Annotated in this window: 14 protein-coding genes; 8 read left to right on the plus strand and 6 right to left on the minus strand. The window is 59.4% G+C overall.

The window, feature by feature from the left end; all coding sequences use genetic code 11:
* The first annotated feature begins 97 nt into the window (after positions 1-97).
* Entirely contained in the window at positions 98-799 is a 702-nt protein-coding gene (locus ACQZ45_RS08970) for a ParA family protein (RefSeq protein WP_113292344.1), read from the plus strand.
* Between the two features lie 58 nt (positions 800-857).
* Here ACQZ45_RS08970 and ACQZ45_RS08975 read toward each other — a convergent pair whose 3' ends face one another.
* The 3 genes from ACQZ45_RS08975 to ACQZ45_RS08985 form a co-directional block, all read right to left on the minus strand.
* On the minus strand, positions 858-2,585 hold the full coding sequence (locus tag ACQZ45_RS08975; protein ID WP_113292345.1) for a chemotaxis protein: 1,728 nt from the start codon (positions 2,583-2,585) through the stop codon (positions 858-860).
* A 139-nt stretch (positions 2,586-2,724) separates the two neighbouring features.
* A complete protein-coding gene (locus ACQZ45_RS08980) occupies positions 2,725-4,839 on the minus strand; it encodes a sensor histidine kinase (RefSeq protein WP_111798689.1) in 2,115 nt (704 codons plus the stop codon).
* On the minus strand, positions 4,836-5,576 hold the full coding sequence (locus tag ACQZ45_RS08985) for a response regulator transcription factor (protein WP_003514167.1): 741 nt from the start codon (positions 5,574-5,576) through the stop codon (positions 4,836-4,838). Before ACQZ45_RS08985 ends, ACQZ45_RS08980 begins: the two co-directional genes overlap by 4 nt.
* Positions 5,577-5,805: 229 nt before the next feature.
* Between ACQZ45_RS08985 and ACQZ45_RS08990 the strand changes: the two genes are divergently transcribed.
* The 4 genes from ACQZ45_RS08990 to ACQZ45_RS09005 all read left to right on the plus strand — a co-directional run bounded on the left by ACQZ45_RS08990 (position 5,806) and on the right by ACQZ45_RS09005 (position 11,316).
* Positions 5,806-6,798: an ABC transporter substrate-binding protein gene (locus tag ACQZ45_RS08990; RefSeq protein ID WP_035251897.1), complete on the plus strand. Its 993-nt coding sequence runs from the start codon at positions 5,806-5,808 to the stop codon at positions 6,796-6,798.
* 116 nt (positions 6,799-6,914) lie between these two features.
* Positions 6,915-7,940: an ABC transporter substrate-binding protein gene (locus ACQZ45_RS08995; RefSeq protein ID WP_003514162.1), complete on the plus strand. Its 1,026-nt coding sequence runs from the start codon at positions 6,915-6,917 to the stop codon at positions 7,938-7,940.
* 86 nt (positions 7,941-8,026) lie between these two features.
* Positions 8,027-10,258, plus strand: a complete 2,232-nt coding sequence (locus tag ACQZ45_RS09000; RefSeq protein WP_019565040.1) for an ABC transporter permease — start codon at positions 8,027-8,029, stop codon at positions 10,256-10,258.
* The gene (locus tag ACQZ45_RS09005) at positions 10,255-11,316 is read left to right on the plus strand and encodes an ABC transporter ATP-binding protein (RefSeq protein WP_013636804.1); all 1,062 of its coding nucleotides are present in this window, start codon (positions 10,255-10,257) and stop codon (positions 11,314-11,316) included. Before ACQZ45_RS09000 ends, ACQZ45_RS09005 begins: the two co-directional genes overlap by 4 nt.
* 27 nt (positions 11,317-11,343) lie before the next feature.
* Here the strand turns inward: ACQZ45_RS09005 and ACQZ45_RS09010 are convergent, their stop codons facing one another.
* Positions 11,344-13,380 (minus strand): NADH:flavin oxidoreductase, encoded by a 2,037-nt coding sequence (locus ACQZ45_RS09010; protein WP_013636803.1) that lies wholly within the window; start codon positions 13,378-13,380, stop codon positions 11,344-11,346.
* A 145-nt stretch (positions 13,381-13,525) separates the two neighbouring features.
* Between ACQZ45_RS09010 and ACQZ45_RS09015 the strand changes: the two genes are divergently transcribed.
* From ACQZ45_RS09015 to ACQZ45_RS09025, 3 genes are all read left to right on the plus strand, one after another.
* A complete protein-coding gene (locus ACQZ45_RS09015; protein WP_013636802.1) occupies positions 13,526-14,155 on the plus strand; it encodes a TetR/AcrR family transcriptional regulator in 630 nt (209 codons plus the stop codon).
* Between the two features lie 139 nt (positions 14,156-14,294).
* A complete protein-coding gene (locus tag ACQZ45_RS09020) occupies positions 14,295-14,969 on the plus strand; it encodes a response regulator transcription factor (RefSeq protein ID WP_113292346.1) in 675 nt (224 codons plus the stop codon).
* Between the two features lie 35 nt (positions 14,970-15,004).
* Complete coding sequence (locus tag ACQZ45_RS09025) at positions 15,005-16,402, plus strand: sensor histidine kinase (RefSeq protein WP_448742237.1); 1,398 nt, start codon at positions 15,005-15,007, stop codon at positions 16,400-16,402.
* Between the two features lie 248 nt (positions 16,403-16,650).
* Here ACQZ45_RS09025 and ACQZ45_RS09030 read toward each other — a convergent pair whose 3' ends face one another.
* Both ACQZ45_RS09030 and ACQZ45_RS09035 read right to left on the minus strand, forming a co-directional pair.
* Positions 16,651-17,037, minus strand: a complete 387-nt coding sequence (locus tag ACQZ45_RS09030; RefSeq protein ID WP_113292348.1) for a hypothetical protein — start codon at positions 17,035-17,037, stop codon at positions 16,651-16,653.
* Positions 17,038-17,141: 104 nt separating this feature from the next.
* Positions 17,142-17,573: a MarR family winged helix-turn-helix transcriptional regulator gene (locus ACQZ45_RS09035; RefSeq protein ID WP_025594436.1), complete on the minus strand. Its 432-nt coding sequence runs from the start codon at positions 17,571-17,573 to the stop codon at positions 17,142-17,144.
* Between the last annotated feature and the right edge of the window lie 15 nt (positions 17,574-17,588).

A 17,588-nucleotide genomic window follows, 5' to 3' on the forward strand; every position in this document is an offset into this window, starting at 1 on the left:
CGGCATTAACCAAACTCGCCAATGATGGCGGCAACACCATGCGACAGGTGCGTTCCGCGAGGCATGACAGTCTCCGCCCAGTTTTCCGGATCATGCCATGCCAGTTATCACCTTCGCGAACACCAAGGGCGGTGCCGGGAAAACCACGGCGGTTCTTCTCCTGGCGTCCGAACTGGCGCGTCGCGGATCGCGGGTTTGCGTCATCGATACAGATCCACAGCGCTGGATTTCCCGCTGGCGTGAAAAGGCCGATGCGCGTGTCGATTTTTCAGTCATCACCTATGTGACGGCGGCGACGTTACAGCAGCATGTCATCGACAGCCGCCGTGCATTCGATCATGTGATCATCGACCTGCCCGGTGCGCAATCGCCCCTGCTCGCGACTGCGATAGGTCTCTCCAACCATGTGCTGATACCCGTTCAGGGCAGCACCATGGATGCGCAGGGCGGGGCGCAGGTGCTGGAGCTGCTGCGTTATCTCGATGAAAAGGCGAATATCCGGATCGACCATTCCGTCGTGCTGACCCGCGTCAATCCGCTGGTCACGACCCGCGCGCTTCTGGCCGCACGGGAACTGCTGGCGCAAAGGAATGTACGTGTTCTCGATACGCCGATTTTCGAACGTTCTGCGTTTCGCGATATGTTCGAATTCGATGGATGCCTGCATATGATGAAAGCTGGCCATGTCAGCAATCTCGACAAGGCTCTGCAGAATGCCGAAGCTTTTGCCGCCGAGGTTCTCCGTCTCCTTGAGGCCTCCAGCAAGAAAAACCCTGGCAAACTGATGCAGGCGGCCTGACGCCGGGAACCCGGCGCAGTAAAAGCGCCCCATCGATCCTGTTTAGATCGGCTACGCTCTAGAAAAGCGCGTCGGCAAAGAGATCGTCGTCATCTTCGACGGTGGCGGGTGCTTTCTGCCCGGGCGCAAGATCGACCGGCAAGTAGCGAAGATGCACGTCGCGCTCCTGCGCCATCGTGTAGATCTTGTAGATGCGTGTCGAAAACGGCTGGATTTTCTCTGCGAAGCCGGAAATGTCTCCGGCGCCGCCGGCGGCCAGCCCGCTTGCCACCTGATGGCATTCTTTCAGGACATCGCCGAGTTCGCTTTCGAAATCGAGCTTGATCACGGCGGCACTGATGCGGCTGAAAACGGCCTGACCTTCCGTGGCGAGATCCTGAAGACCGGTTTCCATCTGACCCTTGGCGTGGCTTATGGCTTCCAGTGCTTCGCTCAATGGTTCCCGCAGGTCACCGGCGCTCCGGTTCTCAGCCGTCTTCAGATTTGTAATGACGCTTTCGATCCGGTGGAGATCGGCAACGATCGAATCCGCCGGGCTTTCCAGCTTGTCGGCAAAGACCCGCAGCTCGCCGCTGACGACATTGACCGACCGGCCTTCGTCACCCAGTTTCGAGCAGCGCAGGTTTGAGTTCAGCGCCATATAATGGATTTCAGTCTTGATCGAGCGCAGCACTTCAATGCCGTGCAACAGGTCCTGTGCGGTACCGGTAACGGAAGCGACGACCGCATTGGCATCCGCCATGCCTTCCTGAACGCGCCCGGCCAGATCGCACGCCTTTGCTATGTCCTTCTCAAGCAGCTGCAACGCGCTGCCGCCATCATTGGCAGCATCTTCCACCAGGGTGTCGCGCAGTGAAAGAATGGTTGCGGCATCGTCGGCGAAACTTGAGATGCCTGCAAAGATCTTGCGGCAATCCTGCTGGAAGGTGGTTGCCATCTCGTCGATCTGGGCGCTGACCATCTCGAAAACGGTGTCGTAAAGAGCGTCCATTTCGGCGGAATTTAACGCCTGCGCCTCTTCGGAATTCAGATAATCGCTGAACAGGGCGAGTGTCGTCTGCACATGTTCGACACGTTGGCGGGTGATGTCGCCGATCTGGAGGGAGGACAGCGTTGCCGCTATCTTGCCCTGCACGCCCTGCGCGACGGATTTCACCTTGGCCGCCATGGCCGTCATGGCGCGATGCTGTTCGCCGATGCGACCGGAATTTGTCTTCAAACCTCCGACGATGCCGGGGATCGTTGCTTCGAAATCGGCGCCGATGACGGAGGAGACGTCGCGCGCTCTGGCAAGCTGCTTGTCCATGAGATCGAGATATTGCGCGAATTTGCCGACTTCAGTACCGCCGAAATGGATGCGTTCGCGGATTTCCTCGGCAAAGGAGGAAAATTCGGCGATGCCTGCGCCGGTAATCTTTACCGTGACCGCAAAGGTTTTCAGGTAACGGATCGTCTCGCGGATATCATCGACATGGCCGTTTGCAGACTTGCAAAGGGAACTCATTTCAACGAAGGCGGCCTGTCGCAACTGTTCGGTTTCCGGCAGGCGGACCATGTCCTCAATGGTCTTTTGCATGTTGGCCATTGCCGCATCCGCGGTATCGCCGTCCATCGAACCCGTCATGCGGTCCAATATGGTGATGAGCTGGTTCAGGATGTCCATGACTGAAACGAGCACGGAGCCGCCTTCAAGAAAGGTCTTCTCGATACGAGACTGTGCGGTTGCAAGGCGCGCGGTCAGGTACGCTTGCGGATCACTGGCTTCAGCTTTTGGTTGATTTTTCACGACGGTACTGTTTCCCATACTCGGATGGCGTGATCCTAGAGAGCAGGAAGAAACGGACAGTGAATATTCTGAGTTGATCGGGAGTTAACAACTCAATTGGTTGACGAATTCCTCTCCCCCTGGAAGGCCTTCTCGGGGCTTATCGAATCTGGAGGTGGTCGGTGCCTACCGGAAAAGTCAGTTGTACCCTTGCGCCATCGCCCGGCATCGAGCTGATATGCGCCTCGCCGCCGCTCTGCCGGACGAAGCCGTAGACCATTGCAAGGCCGAGGCCTGCCCCGCCGTGTTCCTGCCGGGTGGTGAAATAGGGCTCGAAGGCCTTGTCCACCGCCTCGGGCGTCATGCCGACCCCCTCGTCGGTGACCGCGATCACAAGTGCATCCTTCTCGGAAGCGGCGCTGATCGAGATCAGGCCACCATCGGGCATGGCCGCTGCCGCATTCAGGCAAAGGTTGAGGATGGACTGCTCGAGGAGGGCAGGGTCTAGCGCAATCGAGGGAAGATCCTCGTCAATCTCCAGCGCAATCCGGCATTTCGGGCCGACTGCAATCTCAAGGATATCGGCCATGCCGCGCAGCAGGTTTGCGACGTTGATGCAGCTCGGATGAATGGGCTGCTGGCTACCGATGGTCAGCATGCTGCTGGCCAGAGAACGGCCGCGATCCGCCGCCTTGCGGATACGGGCGATGTGGCGTTTCTGGCGATCGTTGAAACCAGTTTCGCGCTCCAGCAGGCCGAGGCTGCCGGTGATGATGCCGATCATGTTGCCCACTTCATGACTGACCTGATGGGTCATGCGCATGATGCCATCAAGCCTCTGGGCTTTTGCGGCCTCCGCCTCCTGACGATCGAGAGAAGTTACATCCCGCGCCAGCAGCACGATACCGCCATCCGGCTGGCGTGACATCGATATTTCGATCACTCGTTGATCTCCAGTGCGATGGCGCACCACTGCCCGGTCCATCAACTCGCCTCGGCCGCTCTCGAAAGGGAACAGTGCGGGATCGATCTCCGGTATCGGTTCGACAAAACGGCGAAGCGGCAGCTTACGCGACGAGCCGGAACGACCGACAAGTTCTATGATCCGGCGGTTCATGGTGATTGGCCGACCGGTCGGATCGAACAGCGCTATTCCCTCATTCATGTTGCGGAAGGTCGAGCGGATGGTTCGGGCCGCCGCTTCCGCCGTGCGCCGCAGGCGGGAGACACGATCGACGCTGTCATGGAAAGCCCGGAAAGCATCGAGCAGGCGGATCAGTTCCGTCTCCGATCCGGTATAGGATGGCGGGCCGACATCCTTTTCACCCTTGGCGAGCGCGTTCATGCCGTTGGAAAGCGTCGCGATCCCGCGTGAGACACGCATCACCGATCGAATCGAGAATGTTGCCATGACCAGAACCAGAAGCGAAGCGACTGCGACGATGACCAATAGCCGGCTCAGAGCGTCCGAGGTCGAGATCAGATCCTCGTTGAGGCTGCGGGCAACCGCATCGCTCTGGGTTTCTGTGACATGGGACAGATCGCGCGACACAATGTGAAGCCGCGACACCGAGGCGCGGATCGCAAACATTTCCAAGAGGTAACGGCTCTGCGCTTCAAAGACCCGCTCATAGGGTTGCAGCTCGGCCACGGGGAGCCGCTCTCCGGGATAACCTTCCTGGCGCGCGGTGGTTTCGGCAACATAGCGGCGGCGCAGTTCACCAAGCTGGAAGAGGCTGTCTGATGCGGATGCGGCCTGCACGATGCCGTTCATCCGCCGGCGCAGTTCGGGATCGGTGATGCCGCGACCCGTGGCAATTTCGCCAAGCGCGGCTGCCGCTTCCGCCTTGTGGCCCTGCGCCGCATCGGCATCCTTTGCCAGATCCAGCGTCTGTGTTCTGATCAATTCAAGGAGTTCGACGATGCGCTCGTTGGCAAAGCCGCGGGCGACCCGATCACCGTTGCCTGGCCCTGTCATCTCCAGCAGGATATCGACCTGCTGGACCACGGACCGGCTTTCGCTGGAGACGCGATAGGGCGAGGCGGCATTCATCAGGAAAGGTGCACTCGAGACGAGGTCGGAGACCTGCCGCGAAACCAGCGATGCCTTGGCAAGGCTGGAAAAGGCCTGCAGGCCGTAGGCGGCCATTTCATCGCGAGCGCGTTGCAGGCCGTAGATGGCGATGGCGGATAGGCTGAAGACGAGGATGCAGATGAAGACGATCGCAAAGGGCAGGCGAAAGGCGATCGAGGAAAGGAAGGAACGGCTGATCACGGAGAAAGCTCGCCCTCGTCGGTGTGGAGCACATAACCCCTGCCGCGCCGCGTCTTGATGTGACGCGGCAGATCGGGGTTTCGCTCGATCTTGCGCCTCAGCCGCAGCACCAGCACATCGACGTTTCTATCAATATAGCGGTCGCTTTCCGAGCCCAGCCTGTCGAGGATCTGGGAGCGACTGACGGGCTGGTTTGGCGTTTCGGCCAGAATTTCCAGAAGTGCGAATTCGGCACTTGTCAGCGTTCTGCTGCGATCGGTCAGGCAGACCGCCTGTCGGGCATTGAGATCAATCGCCCAGTCGCTGAGGAGCAATGCCGCCCGGCCGTGGTCGCGCTCACTGTCCTTTTCCTGCTTTAAGGAGGGGATTGTCCGACGCAGAACGGCCTTGATCCGTGCCGTGAGTTCGATCGGTTCGAAGGGTTTGACGACATAATCGTCGGCCGCTGTTTCCAGGCCGAGAACCCGGTCGGCGGCGCTGCCGGCAGCCGTTACCATGACGATGCCGATATCGACCTTGCTGCGTAGTCTCTGGGCAAAGGTGCGGCCGGAGGTGCCGGGCAAGTTGTGGTCCACGAGCACCAGCTGCATCACGTCCTTCGCCAATATCTCGTCCGCTTCCTCGGCGGAGCGCGCGCAGGTGGGCAGCCAGCCCTCGGCCTCGACGAGGTCCGAGATAAGCTCTGCCATATCCGGATCGTCCTCGACGATCAGAATGCGAACCTTCTGATTAAGCACTGCGTATTCCTCCCGCCATCATCATAGGCGCGGCAGACGCGATCTTCAAAGCCTAGCTGGTTATCCGCCCTGTCATATTTGTAATATCTGTAATCTTGTTCGGAAAGATTGGTAACCATTCTTCGATTGCGGTGCGGTCAGGATGTGACATGCTAATGGCGGAGATTGGAACGGGGAGGTTCCGAGCAGGGAGGCTCAGTTGAGAGCATTGACCGCACTTGCGGCGAGCATGGCCTTATGGCTGTGCGGCGCAGGGCATGGCATGGCCGCGACGAAGTTGAACGTCCTGTGCGGCGTCGACGAGGCTTGGTGCGTGACCATGCAGCGGGCTTTCGAAGCGCGGATGGGGGTCGAGATTTCGATGGTTCGCAAGAGCACTGGCGAAATCCTCGATCAGATTCGTGCCGAACGCGCCCATCCGACAGTCGACGTCTGGTGGGGCGGTACAGGCGACACTCATTTGCAGGCGGGTTCGGAAGGCCTTCTGGAAGAGTATCAGCCCGCGCATCAGCAGGATCTGCTGCCATGGGCGCAGAATTTCAATGCGATGTCGGGATCGAAATCGGCCGGAATCTATGCCGGTGCGCTCGGTTTTGCCTATAATTCGGAACTGCTTGCCAAGAACAATCTGCCGGCCCCGACATGCTGGAAGGATCTGGCGAAGGAGATTTATCGCGGCCATATCCAGACCGGCAACCCGAACTATTCGGGCACGGCCTTCACCATGCTTGCTACGCTTGTCCAGCTCTTTGGCGAGGAGGAGGCTTTCAGTTTCATGGGCAAGCTTAACCAGAATGTGGTGAGTTACACCAAGGTCGGCTCGGCGCCCGTAAAGGCGGCGGCGCGGGGGGAGGTTCTGATCGGGATTTCCTTCATGCATGACGCCGTGACACAGAAGATCGAAGGCTTTCCGCTGGTGATCGTCGCCCCTTGCGAGGGAACCGGTTACGAGATCGGGGCGGTCAGCATCGTCAAGGGCAACCACAACGATGCGCTGGCGCAGGCCTTCGTTGAATTCGCGCTGACCCCGGAAGGACAGGCGACCGGGGCAAAGGCGGGGCAGAACCAGGTGCCATCCAACGCCCGAGCGACATTGCCGCTGACGGCGCCCGATATATCGATGATCAAGATGGTGGATTACGACTTCGCCACCTTTGGCCAACCCGAAGAGCGAAGTCGATTGTTAAGCCGCTTCGACAACGAAATTCACCCGACCCAGTAGGGTCAGCAATCCAAGACCGAAAAGACAGACAGCGTGGCAGCACAAGATGCCGCGACCGGCAGCGCCATGTTTGTGGACTGCCGAACCATTCAGACGCAAGCTACAGGAGGATAACCATGCGACTGACGATACTTTCCACATTGCTTTTTGCCGGTACGGCACTCGGCACCACATCGGTGCAGGCGGCAGGCGAGCTTAACCTGATATGCTCTGCCGATGTCGTCATCTGCGAACAGATGAAGGGCGATTTCGAAAAGTCGCATGACATCAAGGTCAATATGGTTCGCCTGTCTTCCGGCGAAACTTATGCCAAGGTGCGTGCGGAAGCCCGCAACCCGAAGACCGATATCTGGTGGGCCGGCACCGGCGATCCGCACATGCAGGCGGCCTCCGAAAACCTGACGCTTGAATACAAGTCGCCGATGCTGGATCAGCTGCAGGACTGGGCCGTCAAACAGGCGGAAAGCACCGGTTACAGAACCGTCGGCGTTTATGCCGGCGCGCTGGGCTGGGGTTACAACACCGAAATCTTCAAATCCAAGGGTTACAAGGAGCCGAAGTGCTGGGCCGATCTGCTGGCACCGGAACTGAAGGGCGAAATCCAGATCGCCAATCCCAACTCTTCTGGCACAGCCTATACGGCGCTTGCCTCGCTCGTGCAGATCATGGGCGAAGACCAGGCGATCGATTATCTGAAGAAGCTCAACGCCAACATCTCGCAATATACCAAGTCCGGCTCCGCGCCGGTGAAGGCGGCAGCGCGTGGCGAGACGGCACTCGGCATCGTCTTCATGCATGATGCCGTGGCGCAGACAGCGGAAGGTTTCCCCGTCAAGTCCATCGCGCCCTGCGAAGGTACCGGCTACGAAATTGGCTCCATGTCGATCATCAAGGGTGCCCGCAACCTCGAAAATGCCAAGACCTGGTACGACTGGGCGCTAAAGCCAGAGGTCCAGTCACGCATGAAGGACGCCAAGTCCTTCCAGCTTCCATCCAACAAGACCGCGGAAGTGCCGAAGGAAGCGCCGAAGTTCGAGGACATCAAGCTCATCGACTACGACTTCAAGACCTATGGCGACCCGGCCAAGCGCAAGGCGCTGCTGGAACGCTGGGACCGCGAGGTCGGTGCAGTCGCAAACTGATCTGAACTCCGGCGATCGGCATCCCGGCCTTTGAAAGCCGGGATGTCCGCCGTTCTTTCATCGGCATGAAATAAGCGAGGTCGGCCATGACACGTGGCAATCGCAGGCTGAACATTGTCCTGGCGCTCGGGGCTTTTGCCCTGGTTTTTCTTCCCTGGTATCGCATTGAAGGCGGCTTCTTCAGCTTCCGCTGGCTGTCTGAGTTTCTCTCTTCCCCCAGCAATGCGCCCGGTGTGCTGCAAATATTGGTTTATGGAAAACCCTGGCTTGCCGGTGCCGGCCTGTTTTTCCTCGCCGGATGCCTTGTCCGCCCGATTGGCGATCCGATGCTGCGGGGCAAGCTGCTTGCGTGGATTGGTGCTGCCGGTCTCGTGGTTCTGATTTTGCAGGGATTGGCGATCGGCTTTACCGGCTGGACATGGAGCGTCAGTGAAAACCTGTTCGGCGTGCTTTCCGATGGCCAGCCCGCCATGGGCGCCGGTGCCGTCGTCATGTCGCTGGTCTTTGTACTTTTCTTTGCCTTCGGGCTTGCCGAACGCGGCGTGATGAAGGGCGATGCCTTTGTCGTCGGCTCGATTTCCATTCTGGCCTTCCTCGTTACCGTTTTCGTGTTCTATCCGATCGGCAGCATGCTGATCGCATCCGTTCAGGATTTCGATGGCTCCTTTAATGCCGATGGCTTCATCCGCAATATTCAGGATCCCGGCATCTGGAGCCTTGGCTGTGTCACGGGTGAAGAGCGCTGCGGCGTTGCCTGGCGAACGCTCTTCCTCGCCTTGATGACCGCCTTCGGCTCCACAGTGCTTGGGTTGGGTTTCGCGCTCGTCGCCACCCGCACCCGTTTTCCGTTCAAGAAGGGCCTGCGCCTTCTGACGGTTCTGCCGATCATAACGCCGCCTTTCGTCATCGGTCTTGCCCTGACGCTGCTCTTCGGCCGCGCCGGTGTCGTCACCGAATGGCTTTCCTATCTCTTCGGCATCGAACCCGGCCGCTGGCTCTACGGCATGACTGGCATATGGATCGCGCAGGTTCTCTCCTTCACGCCGATATCCTTCCTGGTGCTGATCGGTGTCGTCGAAGGTGTCAGCCCGTCGATGGAGGAGGCGTCGCAAACGCTTCGCGCCGACCGCTGGCGCACCTTCTGGCGCGTGTCGCTGCCGCTGATGAAGCCGGGTCTCGCCAATGCGTTTCTCATCGGCTTCATCGAAAGCATGGCGGATTTCGGCAATCCGCTGGTGCTTGGTGGCACGCATGGGGTGCTGTCGACGGAAATCTTCTTTGCCGTTGTCGGTTCGCAGAACGACCCTTCACGCGCCGCTGTTCTCGCCATTATCCTCCTGTGCTTCACGCTTTCGGCCTTCCTCGCCCAGCGTTTCTGGCTGGCCGGCAAGAACTTCGCCACGGTTACCGGCAAGGGCGACAGCGGCGCGCATATCGCGCTGCCACGCGGCCTGTCCATTGGTGTCCACGCTGTCGTCGTGCCGTGGATGGTCTTCACCATCGTCGTGTACGGCATGATCCTCGTCGGCGGTTTCGTGAAGACCTGGGGTCTGGACAATTCGCTGACGCTCGACCACTACATCCGCGCGTTCTCCGTCAGCTTCTCCAACGGCTCGATCGCCTGGACCGGTGTTGCCTGGAACTCGTTCTGGACGACCATGGAGATCGCGCTGGTGTCGGCGCCGCTGACCGCTGCCGTCGGTCTGCTGACGGCCTATATCATCGTGCGGCAGAAGTTTGCCGGTCGGAACATCTTCGAATTTGCCCTGATGATGAGCTTTGCCATTCCCGGAACGGTCATCGGCGTCAGCTACATCATGGCCTTCAACCTTCCGCCGGTGGAAATGACGGGATCGGCGCTGATCCTGATCGCCTGCTTCGTCTTCCGCAACATGCCGGTCGGCGTGCGCGGCGGCATTGCGGCAATGAGCCAACTCGACAAAAGCCTCGATGAGGCCTCGCTGACGCTGCGCGCCGACAGTTTCCGCACGATCAGGAAAGTGATCCTGCCACTGCTGCGCCCGGCGATCACGGCGGCTCTGGTCTACTCCTTCGTCCGAGCGATTACCTCGATCAGCGCCGTCATCTTCCTCGTCAGCGCCCAGTACAACATGGCGACCTCCTATATCGTCGGTCTCGTCGAAAACGGTGAATACGGTGTCGCCATTGCCTATTCCTCCATGCTGATCGTGGTGATGATCACTGTTATCACCGGCTTCCAGCTCATTGTAGGCGAGCGTCGCCTGCGCCGCGAAAACCGCGTCGCGGGACTGCCGTCCGCGTCCTCCGTTCCTCTCGCTCAGGAGAAAACCGCATGATTTCCGTAAAGCCCGGCTCCGTCACCTTTCAGAATGTCCGCAAGACATTTGGCGCCTTCACCGCCATCCCCGACCTTTCGCTCACCATCGAACCCGGCACGCTGGTGACACTTCTCGGTCCCTCCGGTTGCGGCAAGACGACGACGCTGCGCATGCTGGCGGGGCTCGAACATCCGACGGCCGGTCGCATTCTGATCGGCGACAAGGATGTGACCATGCTGCCGGCCAATGAGCGCGATGTCTCGATGGTTTTCCAGTCCTACGCGCTTTTCCCGCATATGACGGCGCTCGACAATGTCGCTTATGGCCTGCAATCCTCCGGACTGCGCAAGGCGGAAGCACGGGAGAAGGCTGAGGAAGGTCTGAAGCTCGTGGGGCTGGCCGGCATGGGACATCGTCTGCCTGCCGAGCTTTCCGGTGGTCAGCAGCAGCGCGTGGCGGTTGCCCGTGCTCTGGTGCTGGAGCCGCAGGTGCTGCTGCTCGATGAACCCCTTTCCAACCTTGATGCGCGTCTTCGCCGCCGGGTTCGTACCGAAATCCGGGAATTGCAGCAGCGGCTTGGTTTTACCGCCGTTTATGTGACGCATGATCAGGACGAGGCGCTGGCCGTTTCCGACCGGATCATCGTGATGAAGGAAGGCGAGATCGCCCAGTCAGGCGCGCCGCGGGAACTCTACGAGGCGCCGGCTTCTTCCTTCATCGCCGACTTCATGGGCGAGGCGAATGTCGTCGGCTGCGAGGTGGTCAGCCTTGAGGGCGCCGATGCGTTGATCCGCGTTGGAGGGATCGATCACCGTGTTGCGGCACGCAACGCCAAACCCGGCCCGGCAAAGCTTGCGGTTCGTCCGGGTTCGATTTCCATTACCCAATCGGGCGGGCAGGGACTTGCCGGGAGGGTGCTGCACAGTGCCTATCTCGGCGGTCACGTCGAATATGAAGTCGAGACCGATATCGGCACGCTCTTCATCATCGACCATGCGGTCGAGACCAGTCTGCCGCCCGAAAGCGATGTCACACTCGGGTTCAAGAACCGTGGCATTGCCTTGATCCAGGCCTGAGTTTCAAAGCGTATCGCGGCGGCCCTCTCAAATATCCTTTGCGAGACGCAGTGCATCGTATATCGCCGCATGTGTATTGCGTGCGGCGACCGCGTCGCCGATGCGGAACAGCCGGTAGGCACCGCCAGGGTTGCGCTCGACGGTTTGGGCGGAGCCCTCCAGCAAGGCGTCGTAGGATATTTCGCCAAGGTTCCTGGAGCCGGGCTTGAGGTCGAAATAGAGATCGTCCAGCGGCACCGTGCCGTGATTGACGACGATCTGGTCCACGGTCCTTGATTTCGTCACGCCGCCATAATCGCTGCCGACGTGGGCGACGAGCTGGTTGCCGTTTCTTTCCGCCGCTTCCAGCCGATAGGTGACGGTGAAGGTGACGTCGAGTTTTTGCAGTGAGCGCATGTAAGGAACGAGGTTCATCGCCATGACTTCCGGCGCGAAGGCGCGATCCGGGGTCATGATCTCCACTTTTGCGCCCGCCTTTGCGAGAAATTCTGCTGCCTGCAAGCCCGCATGGTCGCCGGCATCGTCGAAAACCAGCACATTCGTTCCCGGCTTGACGTCGCCGGAAATGATATCCCACGAGGAAACGACCAGATCATTGCCGTTTGAAAGCACATCGGTGTGCGGCAATCCGCCGGTGGCGATGATGACGACATCTGGGCTTTCCGAGAGCACCGTGTCCGCTTCCGCCCAGCTGTTGAAGTGAAAGGTAACGCCGAGCCTTTCGCACTGGCTCATGCGCCAGTCGATAATGCTGATCATTTCGCGGCGGCGTTCGCTTTGCGCGGTCAGGCGGATCTGGCCGCCCGGATCGTTTGCGGCCTCGAAGACGACGACCTCATGGCCGCGTTCGGCACAGACACGCGCGGCCTCCAGCCCGGCCGGACCGGCGCCGACGATCACGACCTTCAGGCTTTCCGTCGCCTTGGTAATTTCGTGCGGCATCGTTTCTTCGCGGCCTGTCGCCGGATTGTGAATGCAGAATGCGAGGCCGCCCTGATAGATGCGGTCGAGACAGTAGTTGGCACCAACGCAAGGCCTGATATCGTCCTCCCGCTTTTCCATGATCTTGCGCACAATATGCGGGTCCGTCATGTGAGCGCGGGTCATGCCGACCATATCGACCTTGCCGGAAGCGATGGCGTATCTGGCGGTGGCGACATCCTGGATCTTGGCGGCGTGGAAGGTGGGGAAACTGGTTGCCGCGCGGATTTCGCCTGCGAAGTCCAGATGCGGCGCGTTCGCCATGCCTTGAATGGGAATGACGTCGGTCAGGCCGGGATCGGTGTCGATATGGCCCCTGATAACGTTGAGATAGTCGATCAGGCCGCTATCCCGCAACCGGCGCGAGATTTCGAGGCCTTCCGCCTTTCCGGTGCCGCCTTCAAGACATTCGTCGGCGGTATAGCGAACCCCGAGGATGAAATCGTCGCCGACACGTTCGCGCATCGCCCTGAAGACGTCGAAACAGAAACGCATGCGGTTGTCCAGCGAGCCGCCATAGGGGCCATCCAGCTCGTTGGTCAGCGGCGAGACGAACTGGTCGATGAGATGGCCATAGGCTTCAAGCTCCACCCCGTCCATGCCGCCCGCCTTCATGCGTTCCGCAGCGTCGGCGAAGTCCTTGATGATGCGCTCGATATCCCAATCCTCGATCTTCTTCGGGAAAGCGCGATGCGCGGCCTCCCGCTGGTGGGATGGTGCCAGCACCGGCAGCCAGTCGCCCTTGTCCCAGCGCGTGCGGCGGCCGAGATGCGTCAGCTGGATCATGATCGCTGCACCCTCTTCATGCACGGCGTCGGTCATTTCCCTGATCCACGGAACGATTTCATCCTTGTAGGCCAAGAGGTTGTTGAAGACGGGCGGGCTGTCTTTCGAGACGGCTGCGGAGCCTGCCGTCATCGTCATGGCGACGCCGCCCTTTGCCCGCTCGAGCGTATAGGCGCGGTAGCGCCCTTTCGGCATGCCGTCCTCCGGATAGGCGGGTTCATGCGAGGTAACGATGATGCGGTTTCGCAGGGTGAGATGCTTTAGCTGGTAGGGCTGAAGAAGGGGGTCATTCGACATGGCGACCGTGCTCCGAGAACGTTTATGGGAGAAGGCTAAGCGGGAATGTACATAGGTGTCAATTAATAAAACACTTGTGTTTATGCATTCGACATGAGTGGACATTCGCCTTGTCGCGACCAGACCGATTTGCTAGGAAATCATCATGGAAGCGACATTGAACGAGACCGGTTGGCGCGGATCGCAGGAGGGCTGGCTTGAGGCCGCCTACCAGGCACTTCTCGAATCCGGCGTGGATTCCGTGAAAATCCTGCCGTTGGCGAAAAAACTCGGTCTGTCGCGCACGAGTTTCTACTGGTTCTTCCGAGATCGGGAGGAGTTGCTGGCCGCACTCGTCTCCCGCTGGCGCGAAAAGAATACCGGCAGCATCGTCAGGCAGTCGGAGGCCTATGCGGAGACCCTGGCCGAAGCGATGCTGAATGTCTTCGATTGCTGGCTGGATGCTGGCCTCTTCGACAACAGGTTCGAATTTGCGGTTCGCAGTTGGGCTCTTCAGTCCGATGATATTCTTGCCGAGGTGCGTAAGGCTGATCAGACGAGAATGGATGCACTTTCGCGCATGTTCATGCGTTTTGGCCATTCCGAAAATATGGCGGATGTGCGTGCCCGCACCACCTATCTCGTGCAGATCGGCTATATCTCCATGCAGTCGGAGGAAGATATGGCCGTGCGCATGAAAAGGATCCCGGACTATATTGCGATCTACACCGGTGAGGTGCCGCAGCAGCGCGAGCTTGACCGTTTTTATGCAAGACATGGGTACAGGCCGGGATAAGGCATCCAAGGTGTGACGGTCGATTTGCGTCTGGCAGGACGGTGAGAGAAGGATAGTCCGGCTCCTTGCCTGCAATGTAGCTGTAACATTCACCGACCAGTGGTGAGGACGGCAAGAGTTCACCTTTGGGGAAAAGTCATTGCGAATCCTGCTTCTCGAGGATGAACCGGAAATGGCGCGGGCCCTGCTCGAAGCCCTGCGACGGTGTGATGTGCTTGCGGATCATGTCAGGACGATTGCCGATGCCGACGCGCTGGCGCGTGACGGCTCTTACGATGTGCTGGTTCTGGATCGTCGCCTTCCGGATGGTGAAGGGTTGAACCTTGTGTCTTCGCTTCGCAAAGCCAGGCATTCGGTGCCGATCCTTGTTCTGACGGCGCTTGGAAGTGTCGATCACCGCGTTGACGGTCTTGACGCCGGCGCGGATGATTACCTCGCCAAGCCCTTTGCGATCGAGGAATTGCTTGCCCGCCTTCGGGCGCTGTACAGGCGCGGCCCTTCGCTCTCCAGCCAATATGTGAGCTTCGGAAATCTGAGCATTGATCCGAAGAGCAATGAAGTCACGGTTGCCGGTGCCATCATCGAGTTTCGGCGGCGAGAATATCTGGCGCTCGAGGCTCTGATGCGACGTCCGAACCGCATCGTGACGCGTTCCAATCTGGTCGAAGCGGTTTACAACCTGGATGATGAGATCGAATCCAACGCTCTCGACGCCCATATCTCCCGCATCAGGAAGAAGCTCGCGCAGGCCGAAGCCACCGTCGAGATAAGAGCCGTGCGAAACATCGGCTATCTCATCCGGGCGAACACATGAAGCAGGAGCGCAACCGATCCCTGCGGTGGGCGCTGATGAAGCGTCTTTTCGCCTTGCAGGCGTTCTTGCTCGTTCTGTTTGTCATCCTCCTCGTCGGCTGGATCTGGATCATTGATCCACGGCTGGAGGGCGCCAATGAAGAGGCTGTCCGCATCGTTGCGGAAAGCGTGACAAAGGATGGGCAGGGCCGGGCGCAAGTTCTGCCCACGCCCGGATTGGTCGACCTGAAACGGCGCTATCCGAATCTTTGGTTCTTGGTGCGGGACGCCGATGAAATCGTCCTGCGATATGGAGAAATCCCAGTACCGGCTTTGGCGGCAGTTTTTCCGTCAAGCATCGAAAGGGCGCGTCTGGAAGCGGGGGAAACAGTCCGGGCCACCATGGAAAACCGCGATACGCCTGCCGGGCGGCTGCAATTCATTGCCGGGACGGAAAAAGGCATCCCGAATGACGGCCTCAGCCTATGGATCAGTATGCAGTTAGATCTGGAAAAAGATGCCAACGGCGAAATCCGCTGGCTTACTGTCTTGCCGGGTGTGGGCTTCGTCATTCTTATCGCCGTCGTGCCCATGCTGATCCTGACTGGTATCGCGACATTGATCGTGACCCCGAGGGCGGTCGGCCGTTCACTTGGCGGCCTCATGGAAACGGTCAGCCAGGCGCAATCCATCAATTTCGAGAACCGGTCTGCCCGTATCAATCGTTCCAAGGTGCCCAGCGAAATCATTCCCCTGGTAAATGCCTTCAACGTCGCGCTTTCCAAGCTGGATGAGGGATATAATCGCCGTAACCGCTTTCTTGCCGATGCCGCGCATGAGTTGAGAACGCCGATTGCAATCGCGCGGATCAGGGCCGATCTTTTGCCCGATGACCCGCTGAGCCGACAACTCCGGGCCGATATCGATCGCCTCACACGCGTTGCGCACCAGTTGCTGGAGATGCAGGCAGTCGGCGTGGTGGAATTACCCGCCGAGCGGCAGGACCTGAACATCCTTGTCGAGCGCATCGCGACCGATCTCGCGCCGATTGCGATGGATGCCGGTTACGAGTTCGATTTCGAGCCAAGTGAAGGAGAGGCCGTATTCACGGTCCAGACTTCGATCATCGAGATGGCGGTCGTCAATCTCGTCCGCAACGCAATCGATCATGGCGGCGGCAAGGGTGCTATCACGATCCGGGTCGGTGCTGCGGGCTTCATTGACGTTTGCGATGAAGGGCCGGGCATCCCCGTCTCGGAGCGCGAGCAGGTATTCGAGCCGTTTCACCGCGTCAATACGAACTCGCCAGGAGCAGGCCTCGGGTTGAACCTAGTCCAGAAGGCGGCAGAGATCCATTGCGGACGCGTTGTCTTCCTCGACCTCAATCCCGGTTTTTGCGTCCGGCTGGAAATTCGCTCGGTGGCTTCGAAAGGTGCTGCGGCTGACAGTGTCTAGCTGACGGGATTGTAAGCGATCAGGGACGTTTCCCCGGCTTTGGCGGCGGCCTGTTGGCCAAGTTTGGCGAGCGGCAGGTCGAAGACCGATCTAAATGATCACGTCATCAAGGCTGGCCTGAACCACCGCGTCTGACCGGCCCATCCGATGAGAAATCCCAGGGAGAACGTTCCAACGAAAACCGCCGCTTCGAGCATCAAAGCGGCGGTCAAAAATCTGGGAGGGCGGAGTTTGAAATCCGGAAACGATCACTCGCATTCGAGTGACGGTTGCCGGAAGCTCGTGACATACCATTCGCCGCCGGAATTGCGTGTGTAGAAAGTGTAGAAGCAGTCTATGCGCTCGACATAACCCGGCGTCTCGGACACTTCGTAACGCTCTCCGCGCCGTGTTGTCCGCACTTCGCCACTCGATGATCCGGCGACAGCCTGTGTCTTGTTCTTCCGCCACTGGTAGGCCTGCTGTCCACCGCCAAGGCTATAGATATTGTCCGGCAGCCCATAGTCCAGCATCACGCTGGTGATGGGCGCGCCGATGTAGCTTTTCATGACTGTCGAGGCGCAGGCCGAAACCAGGATCGATGCTGTGACAAGGGCGAGCGTTGTCAGGTAGGCGGGTGACAATCTCTCGGACATAGGCAATTTTCCTCCGCTGTGGTGAGTTGCCACAGGGATAGGAACCAGCCATTACAAGTACATTGCACGCGAAGGTCGTGACGGGTCAGCGGATCCTTGGGGGATCAGAGACCGGCAATGTTGCGGCCGATGTGGCGCAGGATGCTTTTGAAAAGTTTCACTTCGGCCGGGTCGAGGCCTTCGATCGCGGTCTTTTCGAACATGGCGGCGATGGGCATCAGTTCCTCGGCAAGTTCTTCACCCTTTGGCGTCAGCGTGATGCGCACGATCCGCGCATTGTCGACCGGTCGCTCGCGGCTGACGAGGTTGCGCCTGACGAGCAGGCCAACAAGCCGGGAGAGCGTGGAAATCTCCACCGACACGAGGTCTGAAAGCTCGGTCAGCGTTTTGCTTTCCTGTTGTCTCAGCGTTGCCAGCACACGATACATCGGCAGGGTGATGTCATAGGATGCCAGCCTCAGTGAGAAGCGCTCTCCAAGCCGAACACCTACCCAGTTGAGCAGGTAGGGTACCGAGTCAGTGAACTGATAAGACACAAGCAAAACCCCGTT

The sequence above is a fragment of the Agrobacterium sp. 16-2014-1-2a genome (genome assembly GCF_053522705.1).